The organism is Paramesorhizobium deserti (assembly GCF_001558695.1).
In the GTDB taxonomy this organism is placed as follows: Bacteria; Pseudomonadota; Alphaproteobacteria; order Rhizobiales; family Rhizobiaceae; genus Paramesorhizobium; species Paramesorhizobium deserti.
In genome coordinates this window covers 149,072-163,608 of record NZ_LNTU01000038.1, presented here as the reverse complement: position 1 = coordinate 163,608, position 14,537 = coordinate 149,072, and the positions used below count along the sequence as shown (strand labels likewise).

The 14,537-nt window shown below is 61.2% G+C and carries 16 protein-coding genes and 1 pseudogene; 13 read left to right on the top strand and 4 right to left on the bottom strand.

What is annotated here, in order from left to right; translation table 11 throughout:
- Positions 1 to 12: 12 nt before the first annotated feature.
- Together ATN84_RS21780 and ATN84_RS27355 are read left to right on the top strand one after the other, a co-directional pair.
- Positions 13 to 276 (top strand): DUF1488 family protein, encoded by a 264-nt coding sequence (locus ATN84_RS21780; RefSeq protein WP_068884609.1) that lies wholly within the window; start codon positions 13 to 15, stop codon positions 274 to 276.
- A gap of 84 nt (positions 277 to 360) precedes the next feature.
- The gene (locus ATN84_RS27355) at positions 361 to 507 is read left to right on the top strand and encodes a hypothetical protein (RefSeq protein WP_161939609.1); all 147 of its coding nucleotides are present in this window, start codon (positions 361 to 363) and stop codon (positions 505 to 507) included.
- Between the two features lie 418 nt (positions 508 to 925).
- Here the strand turns inward: ATN84_RS27355 and pcaQ are convergent, their stop codons facing one another.
- Entirely contained in the window at positions 926 to 1,849 is a 924-nt protein-coding gene (gene pcaQ / locus ATN84_RS21775; RefSeq protein ID WP_068884608.1) for a pca operon transcription factor PcaQ, read from the bottom strand.
- 94 nt (positions 1,850 to 1,943) lie between these two features.
- Here pcaQ and pcaD point away from each other — a divergent pair, with 94 nt between their 5' ends.
- The 10 genes from pcaD to ATN84_RS21725 all read left to right on the top strand — a co-directional run bounded on the left by pcaD (position 1,944) and on the right by ATN84_RS21725 (position 10,301).
- Entirely contained in the window at positions 1,944 to 2,753 is an 810-nt protein-coding gene (pcaD, locus tag ATN84_RS21770; protein WP_068884607.1) for a 3-oxoadipate enol-lactonase, read from the top strand.
- Positions 2,746 to 3,150 carry a 4-carboxymuconolactone decarboxylase gene (gene pcaC / locus ATN84_RS21765; RefSeq protein ID WP_068884606.1) on the top strand — a complete coding sequence of 135 codons (405 nt, stop codon included), beginning with the start codon at positions 2,746 to 2,748 and terminating at the stop codon, positions 3,148 to 3,150. The genes pcaD and pcaC overlap by 8 nt, the downstream gene beginning before the upstream one ends.
- A gap of 10 nt (positions 3,151 to 3,160) precedes the next feature.
- Positions 3,161 to 3,910, top strand: a complete 750-nt coding sequence (gene pcaH, locus ATN84_RS21760) for a protocatechuate 3,4-dioxygenase subunit beta (protein WP_068884605.1) — start codon at positions 3,161 to 3,163, stop codon at positions 3,908 to 3,910.
- On the top strand, positions 3,910 to 4,524 hold the full coding sequence (gene pcaG / locus ATN84_RS21755; protein ID WP_068884604.1) for a protocatechuate 3,4-dioxygenase subunit alpha: 615 nt from the start codon (positions 3,910 to 3,912) through the stop codon (positions 4,522 to 4,524). Before pcaH ends, pcaG begins: the two co-directional genes overlap by 1 nt.
- An 8-nt stretch (positions 4,525 to 4,532) precedes the next feature.
- Positions 4,533 to 5,597: a 3-carboxy-cis,cis-muconate cycloisomerase gene (locus ATN84_RS21750; protein WP_068884603.1), complete on the top strand. Its 1,065-nt coding sequence runs from the start codon at positions 4,533 to 4,535 to the stop codon at positions 5,595 to 5,597.
- A 130-nt stretch (positions 5,598 to 5,727) separates the two neighbouring features.
- The gene (locus ATN84_RS21745) at positions 5,728 to 6,900 is read left to right on the top strand and encodes an ABC transporter substrate-binding protein (RefSeq protein ID WP_068884602.1); all 1,173 of its coding nucleotides are present in this window, start codon (positions 5,728 to 5,730) and stop codon (positions 6,898 to 6,900) included.
- A 71-nt stretch (positions 6,901 to 6,971) separates the two neighbouring features.
- On the top strand, positions 6,972 to 7,835 hold the full coding sequence (locus ATN84_RS21740; protein ID WP_068884761.1) for a branched-chain amino acid ABC transporter permease: 864 nt from the start codon (positions 6,972 to 6,974) through the stop codon (positions 7,833 to 7,835).
- Positions 7,836 to 8,843, top strand: a complete 1,008-nt coding sequence (locus ATN84_RS21735; protein WP_068884601.1) for a branched-chain amino acid ABC transporter permease — start codon at positions 7,836 to 7,838, stop codon at positions 8,841 to 8,843.
- Complete coding sequence (locus ATN84_RS21730; protein WP_068884600.1) at positions 8,840 to 9,604, top strand: ABC transporter ATP-binding protein; 765 nt, start codon at positions 8,840 to 8,842, stop codon at positions 9,602 to 9,604. Before ATN84_RS21735 ends, ATN84_RS21730 begins: the two co-directional genes overlap by 4 nt.
- Entirely contained in the window at positions 9,585 to 10,301 is a 717-nt protein-coding gene (locus tag ATN84_RS21725; protein WP_068884599.1) for an ABC transporter ATP-binding protein, read from the top strand. Before ATN84_RS21730 ends, ATN84_RS21725 begins: the two co-directional genes overlap by 20 nt.
- A gap of 618 nt (positions 10,302 to 10,919) precedes the next feature.
- Here ATN84_RS21725 and ATN84_RS21720 read toward each other — a convergent pair.
- Positions 10,920 to 11,282 (bottom strand): hypothetical protein, encoded by a 363-nt coding sequence (locus tag ATN84_RS21720; protein ID WP_153020337.1) that lies wholly within the window; start codon positions 11,280 to 11,282, stop codon positions 10,920 to 10,922.
- A 216-nt stretch (positions 11,283 to 11,498) separates the two neighbouring features.
- Between ATN84_RS21720 and ATN84_RS28180 the strand changes: the two are divergent.
- Positions 11,499 to 11,747 (top strand): annotated as a pseudogene (locus tag ATN84_RS28180) (Tn3 family transposase); the annotation flags it as partial.
- A gap of 33 nt (positions 11,748 to 11,780) precedes the next feature.
- Here the strand turns inward: ATN84_RS28180 and ATN84_RS21715 are convergent.
- Both ATN84_RS21715 and ATN84_RS21710 read right to left on the bottom strand, forming a co-directional pair.
- On the bottom strand, positions 11,781 to 13,670 hold the full coding sequence (locus tag ATN84_RS21715) for a bifunctional sugar phosphate isomerase/epimerase/4-hydroxyphenylpyruvate dioxygenase family protein (protein WP_068884597.1): 1,890 nt from the start codon (positions 13,668 to 13,670) through the stop codon (positions 11,781 to 11,783).
- Positions 13,667 to 14,527, bottom strand: coding sequence for a shikimate dehydrogenase family protein (locus tag ATN84_RS21710; protein ID WP_068884596.1), 861 nt, complete (start codon positions 14,525 to 14,527; stop codon positions 13,667 to 13,669). Before ATN84_RS21710 ends, ATN84_RS21715 begins: the two co-directional genes overlap by 4 nt.
- Positions 14,528 to 14,537 lie beyond the last annotated feature (10 nt).

Genomic DNA, 14,537 nt, shown 5'->3' with positions numbered 1-14,537 from the left:
GGAACGCCGACCGTGACCCTCGAATTTCCCAATCCGAGCCGCAGCTTTGACGAAGTGCGCAATGCGATTCGCTTCATCGGACATGACGGCATGTTCGAGGTACCGTTCTTTGTGGAGACCGCAGCGCTGGCCCAACCCGGGAGGACGCCACTGTCCGAAAGGGATTTTCTCACGGCCTTCGATTCGGCACGCAGTTCGATCCATGACGTCGCACGCGAGGCTTATTCCCAGGGACGCCGCACCTCCTACACGCTTACCGCGGCCGATTTCCGGTAGGGGCAAACACCGGATGCTGATCCGCTACGGTTATGAGATCACGCACCTGTCAGTAGCCGACTGCTCTGGTGTCACATCTACAACATGACCTTCGATGCGCAGCACGATGTCGCGAAGTTCAATGTGAACATCGAGCTGCCCCGGCGGAAAGCGAGCGGCCATATCCGCCTCCTTGCCTCGATGGAATACAAACCGGAAGAAAAGCAGCTCAGGCTGATTACCCTGTACTAGGCCCGGAAAGGCAATGTTCGCTGCACAGTGAATAATGCAGGTTCCTGCCAATCGCAGCCCGGTCCGGTGCCCATGCGCCGCCACATTCGGCCAAGAACACCGGGGAGATTGCGTCCCCGCTTTTCGTTCAAGCTTTTGCGGGCGGCCCGCTCCAAAGGGGGGTGGCTCACAGCCAGCTTCTTCGCGCCGGAGCCTTCGACCAAAATCTCAGCCCACGCGGGCACGGCTGCCTCTGTCAAGCGCGGTGTCCCCAATTCGGACTGGCGAATGACTGCTCTCCGACCTTTCAAGGCCTTCGACTAGCTTGCAGCGAACGACTGCTTTCAGGACAGGATCGAGAGCCAGCGAACGTCCGAGGCGGCGCATACCGGTCGCCCAGCGCATTTCAGCGCCGCCGCGATTGCCCTTCGAGCAGTGCCTAATCCAGCTTCACCTGCTTCGCTGCCTCGCGCAGCGCCTGGATGAGGATGGAAAGCGGCAGCGAGGGGACGGCGTCGTTACGCATCGTGAGCCCGACCGGGCCTCGTGTCTCCGTGGTGTCGAGGTCGAGGGCGACCAGCGTGCCGTCTTCGAGATCGGCCGCCACCACGCCGGCGGAGATGATCCAGATCGCGTCGCTCTGGCGCACGAAAGCGCGGCCGAAGGCGTCCGAGACGGTCTCGATGTGATGTGGGATGCCGGCGACGCCGTTGACGATCAGGAAACGCTCGACGAAGGGGCGGATGATCGAGGCGCGTGTCGGCATCAGCACGGGATAGGCTTCGAGGCCTTCGAAAACCGATTGCCGCCCTTCCATCAGCGGATGGCCGGCGCGCACGACGAACACCACCTGCTCGGAATAAAGATGCTCGAAGGAGAAACCGGTCATCTTTTCCGGCGCCGCCAGGCGGCCGACGACCAGATCGAGATCGCCCACCCGTAACTGCTCCAGCAGAACCGCGTTCTCGCCGGTCACGATCTTGACCCGACTTCCGGTCTCCTCACCCATAAACAGTGTCATCGCCCGCGGCATGATGCGCGACGAAACGGTGGGCAGCGCGCCGACGCGAATTGGCGGGGCATCGCCCACCCGCCCGTGCGAAACGGCGTCGATCCCCTGGCGCAATGCCGTGAGCGCGGCGCCTGCATGGCGCAGGAAAACCTCGCCATAACGGGTAATCCTGATGCCGCGCCCCTCGCGCTCGAAGACGGAAACGCCCAGCGCATCCTCAAGCTCGCGGATCGTCTTGGTGACCGCCGGCTGGCTGACATGCAGAAGCTCCGCCGCCTTCATCACGCTCTTCTGGCGCGCGACCTCGACAAAAGTTTGCAGATGCCGGAATTTTACACGGCTGTCGATCACGGAGTCTCATAACCTATGAGTTAACTATTATCCATGAAATATCATTTTACTTAACCAAGTGAAAGTTCCAGTTTTGTGAGGGAGGAGAATTTCCGTGCAGTTCGCCACTATCAACGACATCGCGCTCCATTATCAGGTGATCGGCGCCACCGGCAAACCGGTGATCGTTTTCGCCAATTCGCTTGGCACGGATTTCCGGATCTGGCGTGACGTGATCGTGCGCCTTGTGGGCGATTTCGCCATCCTCACCTATGACAAGCGCGGACACGGCCTGTCGGACATCGGCAAGACGCCCTATTCGATGGAAGACCATGTCAGCGACCTTGCCGGACTTCTCGATCATCTGGCTGTCAAGCAAGCGATCGTCTGCGGCCTTTCCGTCGGCGGGCTGATCGCGCAAGGGCTTCATGCCGTCCGCCCGGACCTCGTGGGTGCGCTCATCCTTTGCGACACAGCGCACAAGATAGGCACGGCGGAGATGTGGAACGCGCGCATCGCCCAGGTCGAAAAAAACGGCATCGCCAGCATCGCCGATGCCGTACTCGAACGCTGGTTCACACCGGACTTCCGCATGGGCGATAATGCCGCCTTCGCCGGCTATCGCAACATGCTCGTCCGCCAGCCGGCGGCGGGCTATGCGGGAACCTGCGCGGCGATCCGCGATGCGGACTATACGGAAACGGCGAAAAAAATCGCGGTGCCGACGATCTGCATCGTAGGCGACCAGGACGGCTCGACGCCGCCGGACCTCGTCCTCGAAACGGCGAAACTCATTGCGAACGCACGCTATGAAGTGATCAAGGGCGCGGGCCATATCCCTTGCGTGGAGCAGCCGGAAGCGCTCGTTTCCGTCATCCGCGCCTTCACCGACTTAGTGTACAATGGAGAAAAAGCCCATGGGTGAAATGCGGGCCCATTCGGAACGTTACCGACAGGGGATTCTCACGAGGCGGGCCGTCCTCGGCGACCCTCATGTTGACCGGGCGCAATCGTCGACGACCGATTTCGACCGGCCGTTTCAGGAACTCATCACCGAGGCGGCGTGGGGGCACGTCTGGTCGCGGCCGGGCTGGACGAAACGCGAGCGGTCGCTGGTGACGATCGCGGTTCTGGCGGCGCTCGGCCATGATGAGGAGGTCGCGATGCATGTGCGCGCGACGGCGAATACGGGGGCAACGCGGGAGGATATAGGCGAGGCATTGCTCCACGTGGCGATCTATGCGGGTGTTCCGGCGGCAAACCGGGCCATCAGGATCGCAAAGGAGGTTTTCGAGCAGATGGATGCCGAAAAAGCGGCCTGACGGAGGGGATATGTCGACCATTCCGAACAAAAAGCCGGAAACCGGCGCCTTTTTCCCGCGCGACCGCGATTGGCATCCGCCGGCGCTGGCGCTGGGCTACAAGACGACCATATTGCGGTCGCCACAAAAAGCGCTTCTGTCGATGGACGGAACACTGTCGGAGATCACCGGGCCGGTCTTCAGCCAGTCCATGCTCGGCGAACTCGACAACGACCTTATCCACAATTTCGCCAAGCCCGGCGAATCCGCCATCGGCGAACGGATCATCGTCCATGGCCGGGTGATGGACGAGCGCGGCCGCGCGATGTCCGGCGTGCTGCTCGAATTCTGGCAGGCCAATGCCGGCGGGCGCTACCGCCACAAGAAGGAAAGCTATCTGGCGCCGCTCGACCCCAATTTCGGCGGTTGCGGCAGGACGATCACCGACGAGGATGGATATTACCGCTTCCGCACCGTCAAGCCCGGCCCCTATCCTTGGCCGAACGGCGTCAACGACTGGCGCCCCGCGCACATTCATTTTTCGGTCTTCGGTCATGGGTTCGCGCAGCGGCTCATCACGCAGATGTATTTCGAGGGCGATCCGCTGATCTGGAAATGCCCGATCGTCAATACCATTGCCGACAAGCGCGCCGTCGAACAGCTCATCGCCCCGCTCGACATGGCGAACGCGATCCCCATGGACGCGCGCGCCTACAAGTTCGACATCGTGTTGCGCGGGCGTCGCTCGACATTCTTCGAAAACCGGAGGGAGGGCAACTGATGGTTCAGGATCTCGGTTATCTCAAGGAAACTCCTTCGCAGACGGCCGGCCCTTATGTCCATATCGGCCTGATACCGAACCTCGCGGATATTCCCGGCGTCTATGCGGGCGACCTTGGCGCAGCGATGGTCAACGACAAGACGAAGGGCGAACGTATCACGGTGCGTGGCCGGGTCATCGACGGCGCCGGTACGCCGCTCAAGGACGCGGTGGTGGAAATCTGGCAGGCCGACAGCGCCGGCCTTTATAACAGCCCGTCGGAGCTGCGCGGCACGGCCGATCCCAACTTCACCGGATGGGGACGCCGCGCCACCGATGCCAAGACCGGTGAATTCGTCTTCGAGACGGTGAAGCCGGGTCGCGTGCCCTTCAAGGACGGGCGGCGGATGGCGCCGCATATCACCTTCTGGATCGCGGCGCGCGGCATCAATATCGGCCTCCACACCCGCATGTATTTTCCCGACGAGGGCGAGGCCAATGCGGAAGACCCGCTCCTTTCGCGCATCGAGCACCGGCAGCGCGTCGCCACGCTGATTGCCTCGGGCGAGAGCCCGGCCTATACTTTCGATATTCACCTGCAGGGCGAGCAGGAAACGGTCTTTGTCGATATTTAGCCGACCTCATGAGCTATTCGCTTTTTGAACATCCGCTCTTTTCCGGCCTGATGGGTGACGAGGAAATCGCCGCTCATTTCTCGGCACAAGCGGATTTGCGCGCCATCCTCGTCTTCGAGGCGGCGTTGGCAAAAGCCGAGGCGCGCCACGGCGTCATCCCGGAACAGGCGGCGGCGCTGATCGGCGAAATCTGCGCGAAGTTTCCCCCCCATACCCCGGCCTTGAAATCGGCGGTCGCGCGGGACGGCGTGATCGTTCCAGAGCTCGTTCAGCAATTGCGCGGGGCGGTGGGCGGCGATGCCGCACCGTACGTCCATTTCGGCGCGACGAGCCAGGATGCCGTCGATACCAGCCTGATGCTGCGGCTGAAGGCGGTTTTCCATCTCTTCGTCGCGCGGCTTTCGGCAATCATCGATGTCATGGGTTCGCTTGAAAAGGACTTTGGCGGCAACCGGCTGATGGGCTACACACGAATGCAGCCGGCGATCCCGATCAGTGTCCACGACCGGCTGCGGTCATGGCGTGATCCGCTCATAACTTATCTGGACCATTTGGGAAGAACGGATAAGGAGTTTCTTACGGTGCAGTTCGGCGGCGCGGCGGGAACGCTCGAGAAGCTTGGCGAACGGGCCGAGGCGGTTCGTGCAACGCTTGCCCAGGAACTTGGGCTCGCCGACGCGCCGCAATGGCATTCCCAGAGGAGCCGCACGGTCGAAATCGCCCATCGTCTTGCATCGATCACCGGCAGTCTCGGCAAATTCGGGCAGGACGTCGCCCTCCTCACAGAAACGGGCGGAGAGATCGAACTAGCGGGCGGCGGCGGCTCGTCCGCCATGCCGCACAAGCAGAACCCGATTGCGGCGGAAACGCTCGTAGCGCTCGCCCGCTTCAATGCCGTGCAGGTTTCGGGCATGCATCAGGCGCTCGTTCACGAACAGGAACGTTCCGGCGCCGCCTGGACCCTCGAATGGCTGATCCTGCCGCAGATGGTCGGAGCGACGGCGGCGGCCCTCCATCTGGCCGGCGAGCTGGCCCGCAGCATTCGCCGCCTCGGACAGCCGCCAATCGAATGATTACATAACCCCTGCATTATGCGTTGAGCCGTTTATTTCATTTTACATCACCGTTCCGCATGGCAAACTGGAATAGAGGTTCTGGAACAAGAAAACCGGTTGAGAGCAACGAGCGACCGGGGGAGGAAATATGAGACGGATTATCATGGCCGCGCTGGCGGCTGTCAGCCTTGGCGGCATGGCCCATGCCGACACGATCAAGGTAGGTGTGATCGGCCCGTTTTCGGGGCCGTTCGCGTTGCAAGGCAAGAATTTCAAGGCCGGGATCGACGCCTATATGGCGATGCACGGCGACACGGTCGGCGACGATAAGGTGGAAATCATCTACCGCGACGTTCCAGCGCCCGATCCCGCCCAGTCGAAAGCGCTGGCGCAGGAACTCATCATCAAGGAAGGCGTGCAATATCTGACGGGCTTCTACTTCACGCCCGACGCGATGGCCGTGACCCCGCTTCTGACGCAGGGCAACGTACCCATGGTCATCATGAATGCCGCCACCTCGGCAATCGTGACGAAAAGCCCGTTCGTCGTAAGGACGTCGTTCACGCTGTGGCAAACCTCAACACCGATCGCCCAGGTCGCGCGCGACAAGGGCGTCGACAAGGTCATGTCGGTCGTCAGCGACTATGGTCCCGGCGTCGATGCCGAAAACGCCTTCAAGGCGGCTTTCACGGCGGCGGGCGGAACGGTCGTCGAAGCGATCCGTATGCCGCTTTCCACCAATGATTTCAGCCCGATCATGCAGCGCATCCGGGATTCTGGGGCGCAGGCCGTCTTTGCCTTCCTGCCGTCGGGACCGACGACGTTGGGCTTCGTCAAAGCCTATAACCAGAACGGCCTGAAGGAAGCCGGCATCCAGTTCTTCGCGCCGGGCGATCTGACACAGGAATCCGACCTGCCGGCGCTGGGTGACACAGCACTCGGTATCCTCACCACTTTCCATTACTCGGTCGCCCACGATTCGCCGGAAAACAAAGCCTTCGTGGAAGCCGCCAGCAGGGCGATCGGCAACCCCGCCGAACTCTCCTTCCCGGCGGTGGGCGCCTTCGACGGCATGCACGTCATCTACAAGATGATCGAGGCGACCGACGGCGAACAGGACGCGCAAAAGGCTGTTGATGCGGTCAAGGGGCTCGCCTGGGAAAGCCCGCGCGGTCCGGTGGAAATCGATCCCGAAAGTCGGCACATTACCGAGAACATCTATCTGCGTGAGGTCGCGAAGAGCGACGACGGGACCTATTACAACAAGGAGATCCAGACCTTCGAGAAGCAGGGCGATCCCGGCCTTGCCGCCGCGAACTAATCCGGACACCGAAGAATACCGGGAACGGGCCGCCGTGGCTGACCCGTTCCCGACCAATGTGGGATTATTTCATGCAAACCGTGCTGAGCATTGCAGTCGATGCCCTTGCCTACGGCATGGTGCTGTTCGTTATCTCCATCGGCCTATCGGTGACGATGGGCCTCATGCGTGTGGTCAATCTGGCCCACGGCGCCTTTGCCATGATCGGCGGCTACATCGCTTCCTACGCGGCCCGTGACTTAGGTGTCGGCTATGGCGTGGCGGTGCTGATCGCGGTCTTCGGCACAATCCTCATCGCCATCCCTATCGAACGCCTGCTCTATCGGCGCATCTATGGCGCGCCGGAGCTGACGCAGGTGCTGATGACCATCGGCATCACATTTTGCATCATCGGCATCGCCAATTTCGTCTTCGGGCCAACGCTGAAGACCATACCGCTGCCGCCGGAACTGCAAGGCTCGATCAATCTCGGCTTTCGTGCTGTCGCCACGCACCGGCTCTTCGCCATCCTCTGCGGCCTCGTGGTGGCGGGCGCACTTTGGTATCTCATCGAGAAGACCGCCTTTGGCGTTAAATTACGCGCGTCCGTCGACAATGCCGCGATGGCCGCGGCGCTGGGTGTACGGACGCAGATCGTCTATGCGGTCAGTTTCGCCATCGCGATCGGGCTCGCGGCCTTCGGCGGCGTGGTCGGCGCCGAGCTTTTGCCGGTCGAGCCCTATTACGCGCTCCGTTATATGGTGACGTTCCTCGTCGTCGTTTCGATCGGCGGTGCCGGCTCCATTCCCGGTGCGCTTCTCGCCTGCCTGCTGCTCGGCGGCATCGATACGACGGGCCGCTACCTGATGCCGGAATTCGGCGAATTCTTCTTCTATCTGGCCGTCATTGCGATCGTCTGCGTCTTCCCGCGCGGTCTCGCGGGAAGGGCGAAATAAATGGCTGCGCTTATGAATGAAAATGCCATTGCCGGCAAACCCGCGCGCGTGAGGCTCGCCGGAAGCGATCTCCTGGGTGTCGCCATCGTCATCGCCGCTGCAATCGCCGGCTATTTCCTTTTCCCGAATAACTTGGCGCTTCTCACCCGCATCATCTCCATCGCCCTTCTCGTCCTCTCGCTCGATCTGGTGACGGGCTATTGCGGTGTGGCGACGCTTGGCCATGCGGCGCTTTACGGCGCGGGCGCCTATGCAGCGGGCATGGCGGCGGTCCATTTCGGCATCACCGATCCGCTCGCCATGATGGCGGTGGGCATTCTTGCCGGCACCGCCGCAGGGCTCCTGTCGGGCGTCATCGTGCTGCGCGCCCACGGACTGCCGCAACTGGTGCTTTCGATTGCCATCGTCCACCTCTTTCATGAAGCCGCGAACAAGGCCTCGTCCTGGACGGGCGGCAGCGACGGGCTGGCCTCCATTGCGCCCGATCCGCTCCTCGGCCTCTTTGAATTCGATCTCTGGAGCCGCACAGCCTATGTCTTCGGCGTCGTGCTTCTGCTCGTCGTCCTGATTGTGCTTCGGCTGGTCGTGCGCTCCCCCTTCGGCATGTTGTGCCGCGGCATCAAGGAAGACCCGATACGCATCCGCGCCATGGGTGCCTCGGTTCATGGAACGATCATGCGGATGTATGCGATCTCCGGCGCGGTTGCCGGTGTCGGTGGCGCGCTCAATGCGATCTCGACACAGGTCGTCGGCCTCGACAGCCTGAGCTTCACTCTTTCGGCGGAAGCGCTGGTCATGCTGGTTCTCGGCGGAACCGGGTCTCTCTATGGGGCGCTGATCGGCACCGTTTCGTTCCTGTGGTTCGAGGATATCGTCTCCGCCGCCAATCCATTCCATTGGCTGACCATCGTCGGCGCCCTTCTCATCCTCGTGGTCCTCTTCGCCCCGCGCGGCCTCTACGGCACGGCCAGCGCCTTCCTCGAACGGAGACAGGAGGCACGCCGATGACGTCCATCCTCGAAGTCTGCAATCTGAAGAAGGCTTTCGGCGGTCTTGCCGTCACCAACAATGTGTCGCTTTCGCTCAATCCGGGCGACCGCGTCGCGTTGATCGGCCCGAACGGCGCCGGAAAGACCACCTTCGTCAACCTGGTGACCGGCAATCTTCGGCCCGATTCCGGCATGGTCCGGCTCGGCGGCGAGACGATCACCGGCCTCAACCCCATGCGGCGGGTGCGCAAGGGGCTGGTGCGCTCCTTCCAGGTCACGCGGCTTTTCCAGGATATGACGCCGGCAGAACATGTCGCGCTCGCCATCCTGCAACGGGACGGCCGGTCCACGCAGATGCTTGGCCATTTCAGCCATATGCCCGATGTTACGGCAGAGACGGGCGAACTTCTATCCAAGCTCGGCCTGCATGACTTTGCCTCAAGCAAGGTCAGCCGGATCGCCTATGGCCAGCAGCGCCTTCTGGAAATCGCGATCGCACTGGCGCTCCGGCCGAAAGTGCTCTTGCTCGATGAGCCCGCGGCGGGCGTGCCGCAGAGCGACACCGGCCGCATTGAGCAGGCGCTCGCCGAATTGCCCGCCGATCTCGCCGTGCTGATGATCGAGCATGACATGGATCTCGTCTTCCGCTTCGCAAGGCGCGTTATCGTGCTTGCCGCGGGCGAGATCATCTTCGACGGCTCGCCCGCCGAAGTGACAAAGGATGCGCGGGTGCGCGAAGCCTATCTGGGGAGCTATGCCTATGTCAGCAGCGTCGCTTGAGGTCGAAAATCTCTCCGCCGGCTACGGCCCGATGCGGATTCTGGAGAATGTCTCCTTTTCCGTCCCGGCGGGCTCGCGGCTTGCCGTGCTCGGCCGCAATGGCATGGGCAAGACAACGCTCCTTGCAACGCTCGCCGGCCAGACGCGCCGTTATCACGGCGCGATCAGGATCGGCGCCACCGACATAGCCAACCTGCAGAGTGCCCCCCGCGCGCATTGCGGCCTCGGCTATGTGCCACAGACGCGCGATATCTTCCCGACGCTTACCGTGGAAGAAAATCTCTTCGTCGGGCTGAAAGGCAGACCGCGCAGTGCCCTGCGGGAAGCCTACGATATGTTTCCGCGACTCTTCGAAAGGCGCAGGAATCTCGGCTCTCAGCTTTCCGGCGGCGAGCAGCAGATGCTTTCGACCGCCCGCACCATTCTCGGCAAGCCGAGTGTGCTCCTGCTCGACGAGCCGCTCGAAGGACTCGCGCCGGTCATCTGCGAAGAACTGATGGCCGCTTTCTCAGAACTGGCGAAGACGGGCGGCGTGACGATCGTGCTGGTCGAGCAACGCATCCAGAGCGCCCTCGATTTTGCCGACGCCGTGCTCATCCTGGAGCGCGGGCGCGTGGCATGGTCCGGTACGTCGGGTGAGCTCGGCGAGAACCATCAAACCGTGGAGGAACTGCTAGGCGTCGGCGGATTGCACTGAGGTCGTTTGCGGGGCCCAATAATCCGGGTTGTCCGGGGCATCTGGATATCAAGGGCAGTAGAGGCCCGGCAGAGGTAGCGTGCGGGTGGGGCCGGGCCTCATAACTGATGGGATGGAACATCAGTGGGTTTAATCTGCACCGTTTTGATACGTTCGTCCATTCTCAAGAAACGGTGAAAGTCTTTCAAATAGTAACAAATGGCAATAAGACGATCTGATCAAAAGCTATTGGTCCGATTATTCTTTCGCTGGCCTCACCGTGGGAATAGTCCCGAGCCAAGGTGCCGCGGTCGCCATAAGCGCCAGACAGATCAGCAGGGCAGCAATCCGGTAGGGTTTCATGCCCGCTTCACCTTGATCCCGCTCTGAACGGATGCGGTGATACTGGGGAGCGTTAGCTGCCAGCCATAGAGCGAAAGGGGCGATCTGGCCCAGTGGTCTACCGGCATTCCCTCAAATCGTGGCCGCATGAAAGGGATTCGTATCGAGTATAGACCCGCCACACACAGACACTTAATTTGCCCCGGCTGCGTTCATGGCGCCGGGGTATTTTTCGCGTTGATCTGACTGATTATGATGCAGCAAAGCGCCAATCCTTTAGCGACCGCGGTCCTCGGGCTATTCAAAGACGTCTTCGTTGCAAGTCCGCGTCACCACCTTCGCCTGGTCTCCAAGTGCCACCCCTGTCATCACAAATCCTCGGCTAAAGAGAGTCCCTATAAACAGGACATACCCTTTATTTTCGATATGCCCTTCAAATGTATTGGAGAGGTTCTTCGCAGTTACATATCCGCAGACCGTGACACTCCTCTGTCCCTTTACAGCTGTAATTTGGCGAAACCGCGCAGTTTCTGGATGCTTTAGCCATCCGAGAACGCCTTTTTTGACGCGCTGTTTTTCAGCTGTATTCAGGACGTACCGTTCCTGCTTTGGGTGAGCGATGAGAATTGAGGAAGATGGTTTCGGCTGGGCGTCAGCCATCCTGACAGTCGCATCCGTGTGGACGCTAAATATAACTATCGCAACGCACGAGAATAATATTCTGAAGTACATATCTATCTCTACTGCCATACGAGAATTTTTTCCAATATCATGGTGATGAAAGCCGAATATTCTTAGAAGAAATTTCTTTGCATTTTACGTGTCACGATCTCCGTGACATTTTCCATCCATTCAATGGATTCGCGCATCCTCTGAATGCTTTGCTTGCGACTGACAATTGAATCATCAAGCCATATTATTGAACAATCCGGGGGGCGGCGAAATCCGAGACGGGTCTCCGAGGGACAGCAACACCGAATTGCTGGCCTCAACCTCCTCACCGTCGTCATCATTTATCGGAACACATGGGAGCTCGGCGAAATCGTCGCCGAGCAAATCGCAAACGGCGAACAGATTGACCTCGGGCCTCACGTCTCATCGCTCGAATGGGAGCACATAACGCTCACCGGACCCTTCCACAAACGTCCCTCGGCGTTTTCAAATGCGCGGCATACCCTTCGGACGCATATGTCGCTTCTGGGCAGCGATGCGGAATTGTGCGTTCGTGGCGCCGTATCCCTTGTAGCTGCGCCGCTCGACGATCTCGAAAAAGAAGCCCTCGCCATAGTTGCGGCTGAATAGCTGGAAATATTCGCCGTGCTCGTCGCGGTCGTAAAGGATATGATCGGCGCGCAGGCGCTCCATGAGAGCGTCGTCAAGGTCGAAGCGGGCGTCGAGATCCTCATAATAGTTCGGGGATATGACAAGCGGCAAAAAGCCGTTCTGTTTCAATGCCGCCGCCGTGGAAAAGATATCGTCGGTAGCAAATGCGATATGCTGCACGGCGGAGCCGAAATTCTCGGCAAGGAAGTGGCCAGCCAGCGTCCGGCGGTTTTCGGCGCCGTTCAAGGTGATGCGGAGCGAGCCGCTGTCGTTTTCGATGACCTGGCTGCGGACAAGTCCCGCCGGATCGATGACATCAACCATCGGCGTCTTATGCGTCGCGAAGATCGAGGTGTAGAAGAGGAGCCATGTCAGCATCTCCTCGTAGCGCATGGTCTGGGCGATGTGGTCGATCCGCGTCAACCCGCAAGAGATCGGTGCCTCCCTGTCGGTCGCGGCGCGAAACTCGATGTCCCAGACCCGCGCCAGTTCGCTCCCGGCATCGATGAAATGCATGACGCCGCCGCCGACACCGCGGATCGCCGGTATCTTCAGTTCGCCCGGCCCGACCGCCTGCTCGAAAGGCTCAGCGCCCAGCACCCGCGCCCGCGCTACCGTCGCAGCGGCATCGTCCACCTTGAGGCCGATGTCGCAGACGCTCGTGCCGTGGACGAGATAGGAGGAATGAGCAAACCCCTCCCGCTCGGTGTTGAGCACGATGTTGATGCCGCCCTGGCGCCAGAGCGCCACGTCCTTGTGAATGTGTTCACCCGCGCGTTCGAAACCCATGGTGTGCAACAGCGTGCCGAGTTCGTCCGCTTCCCTCTCGTCGGCAGCGAACTCGACGAATTCGATGCCGGAAACCGCGACCCGATCCGGCATGTCGGGAACGTCGAACGCGGTCGCCGGTTCGAGGCGCCGCACCTGATCGGCGAGGTAGACGAGCGAGCGATAGCCATCGACCGAAATGAGCTTCGGCGATCCGCCCCTGAACTGGTCGTTGAAAATTTCGAGTGACAGCACACGGTCATAGCCCGTCGCAGCGACGGCGCGCATGAAATCAATCACCGGGAGGTCGCCCTCGCCCGGCATGTTGCGGAAGTGCCTGCTCCAGTAGAGCAGGTCCATGTCGATCAGCGGCGCGTCGGCAAGCTGCACGAAAAAGATGCGGTCGCCGGGGATCGCCCGGATGGTGTCGACATCGACCTTGCGGGCGAGCGTGTGAAAACTGTCGAGAATGAGACCAATGCTCGGATGATCCGCGCGCCGGACGATCTCCCAGGCGTCGCGATGGTCGTTGATGTGACGGCCCCAGGCCAGCGCCTCAAAGCCTACTCGCAGGCCGCGCTTGGCCGCGCGCTCGCCCAGTTCCCGAAAATCGTCAGCGGCGCGGTCGATACCGCCCAGCGCAAGCGGCGAGACATTGGAACAGACGAGGACGAGTTCCGCCCCGAGTTCCTGCATCAGATCGAATTTGCGTTCCGCCCGGTCGAAGGCGCGGGCGCGCTGCGGCTCCGGCATCCCCTCGAAATCGCGGAATGGCTGGTAAAGCGATATTTCGAGCCCATGATCGCGCACCATCTGCCCGACCTCGCGGGGCGTACCGTCAAAGGTCAGAAAATCGTTCTCGAAAATCTCGATGCCATCGAAGCCGGCAGCGGCTATCGCCGCCAGCTTCTCGCTCAAATCGCCACTGATCGAGACGGTGGCAATCGAGGTTTTCATGCCGCCACCTCCGGCCCCGCATGGGGCTCGAGCAGCGCCTTGCGCAACGCCGCCGCATCGACAGATGCGCCGGTAAAGAAGCGGAAAGCATCGACGCCCTGATGAAAGAATAACTCGTAACCACTGATAACCGAAAGGCCGACGGCGCGGGCATCGGTGAGGAACTGCGTATCGACCGGCGTATAGACGGCATCGAAGGCCCAGCTTTGCCGTCCAAGCAGATTTGCCGGAATGGCGCTTCCGGGATAACCGACCATGCCGAGCGGCGTGCAGTTGACGAGGCCATCAGCGCCCGCCACGGCCTCCTCTATCGATCCCGCTATCTCTACCTCGACGGCCAAGCTGGCTTCAACGAGCGACTGCTTGAGCGAATGCGCCTTTTCCCGGTCCCGGTCGAAAAGGGCGAGCCGAGGGCAGCCGAGCCCGGCAAGCCCGAAGGCGACGGCCTTGCCGACGCCGCCCGCCCCGGCCATCGCCACCGCGCCGGGCGCGGCCTTGCCGAACGCCCCGCGATAAGCGCTCATGAAGCCCGTATAGTCCGTATTGAAGCCGTGCGGCGGCGTGGCGTCGAAGACGACGGTATTGCACGCGCCGATGGCGGCAATCGCCGGCTGGTCGACCGCTAGGCGCGAGACGACCCGCTCCTTATAGGGATAGGTGATATTGATGCCCCGGAAACCATCGCGGACGCAAAGATCGAAGACCGCATCGAAATCCCGGCCCATATCGGCGGGGATCAGCCGTTCGTAACTGATATCGAGACCGCAGAGCCGCCCCGCCAGCACATGAAGCCTTGGCGATTGGGATCGGGCGATGTTGTCGCCGATCAGTCCCAGGCGGATGGCGGAGCGCTGCATTTTCTCTGTT

Coding starts and splice junctions, on each gene's coding strand:
- ATN84_RS27355 (WP_161939609.1), top strand. CDS start 361: ATGACCTTCGATGCGCAGCACGATGTCGCGAAGTTCAATGTGAACATC.
- pcaC (WP_068884606.1), top strand. CDS start 2,746: ATGGGTGAAATGCGGGCCCATTCGGAACGTTACCGACAGGGGATTCTC.
- pcaH (WP_068884605.1), top strand. CDS start 3,161: ATGTCGACCATTCCGAACAAAAAGCCGGAAACCGGCGCCTTTTTCCCG.
- pcaG (WP_068884604.1), top strand. CDS start 3,910: ATGGTTCAGGATCTCGGTTATCTCAAGGAAACTCCTTCGCAGACGGCC.
- ATN84_RS21750 (WP_068884603.1), top strand. CDS start 4,533: ATGAGCTATTCGCTTTTTGAACATCCGCTCTTTTCCGGCCTGATGGGT.
- ATN84_RS21745 (WP_068884602.1), top strand. CDS start 5,728: ATGAGACGGATTATCATGGCCGCGCTGGCGGCTGTCAGCCTTGGCGGC.
- ATN84_RS21740 (WP_068884761.1), top strand. CDS start 6,972: ATGCAAACCGTGCTGAGCATTGCAGTCGATGCCCTTGCCTACGGCATG.
- ATN84_RS21735 (WP_068884601.1), top strand. CDS start 7,836: ATGGCTGCGCTTATGAATGAAAATGCCATTGCCGGCAAACCCGCGCGC.
- ATN84_RS21730 (WP_068884600.1), top strand. CDS start 8,840: ATGACGTCCATCCTCGAAGTCTGCAATCTGAAGAAGGCTTTCGGCGGT.
- ATN84_RS21725 (WP_068884599.1), top strand. CDS start 9,585: ATGTCAGCAGCGTCGCTTGAGGTCGAAAATCTCTCCGCCGGCTACGGC.
- ATN84_RS21720 (WP_153020337.1), bottom strand. CDS start 11,282: ATGGCTGACGCCCAGCCGAAACCATCTTCCTCAATTCTCATCGCTCAC.
- ATN84_RS21715 (WP_068884597.1), bottom strand. CDS start 13,670: ATGAAAACCTCGATTGCCACCGTCTCGATCAGTGGCGATTTGAGCGAG.
- ATN84_RS21710 (WP_068884596.1), bottom strand. CDS start 14,527: ATGCAGCGCTCCGCCATCCGCCTGGGACTGATCGGCGACAACATCGCC.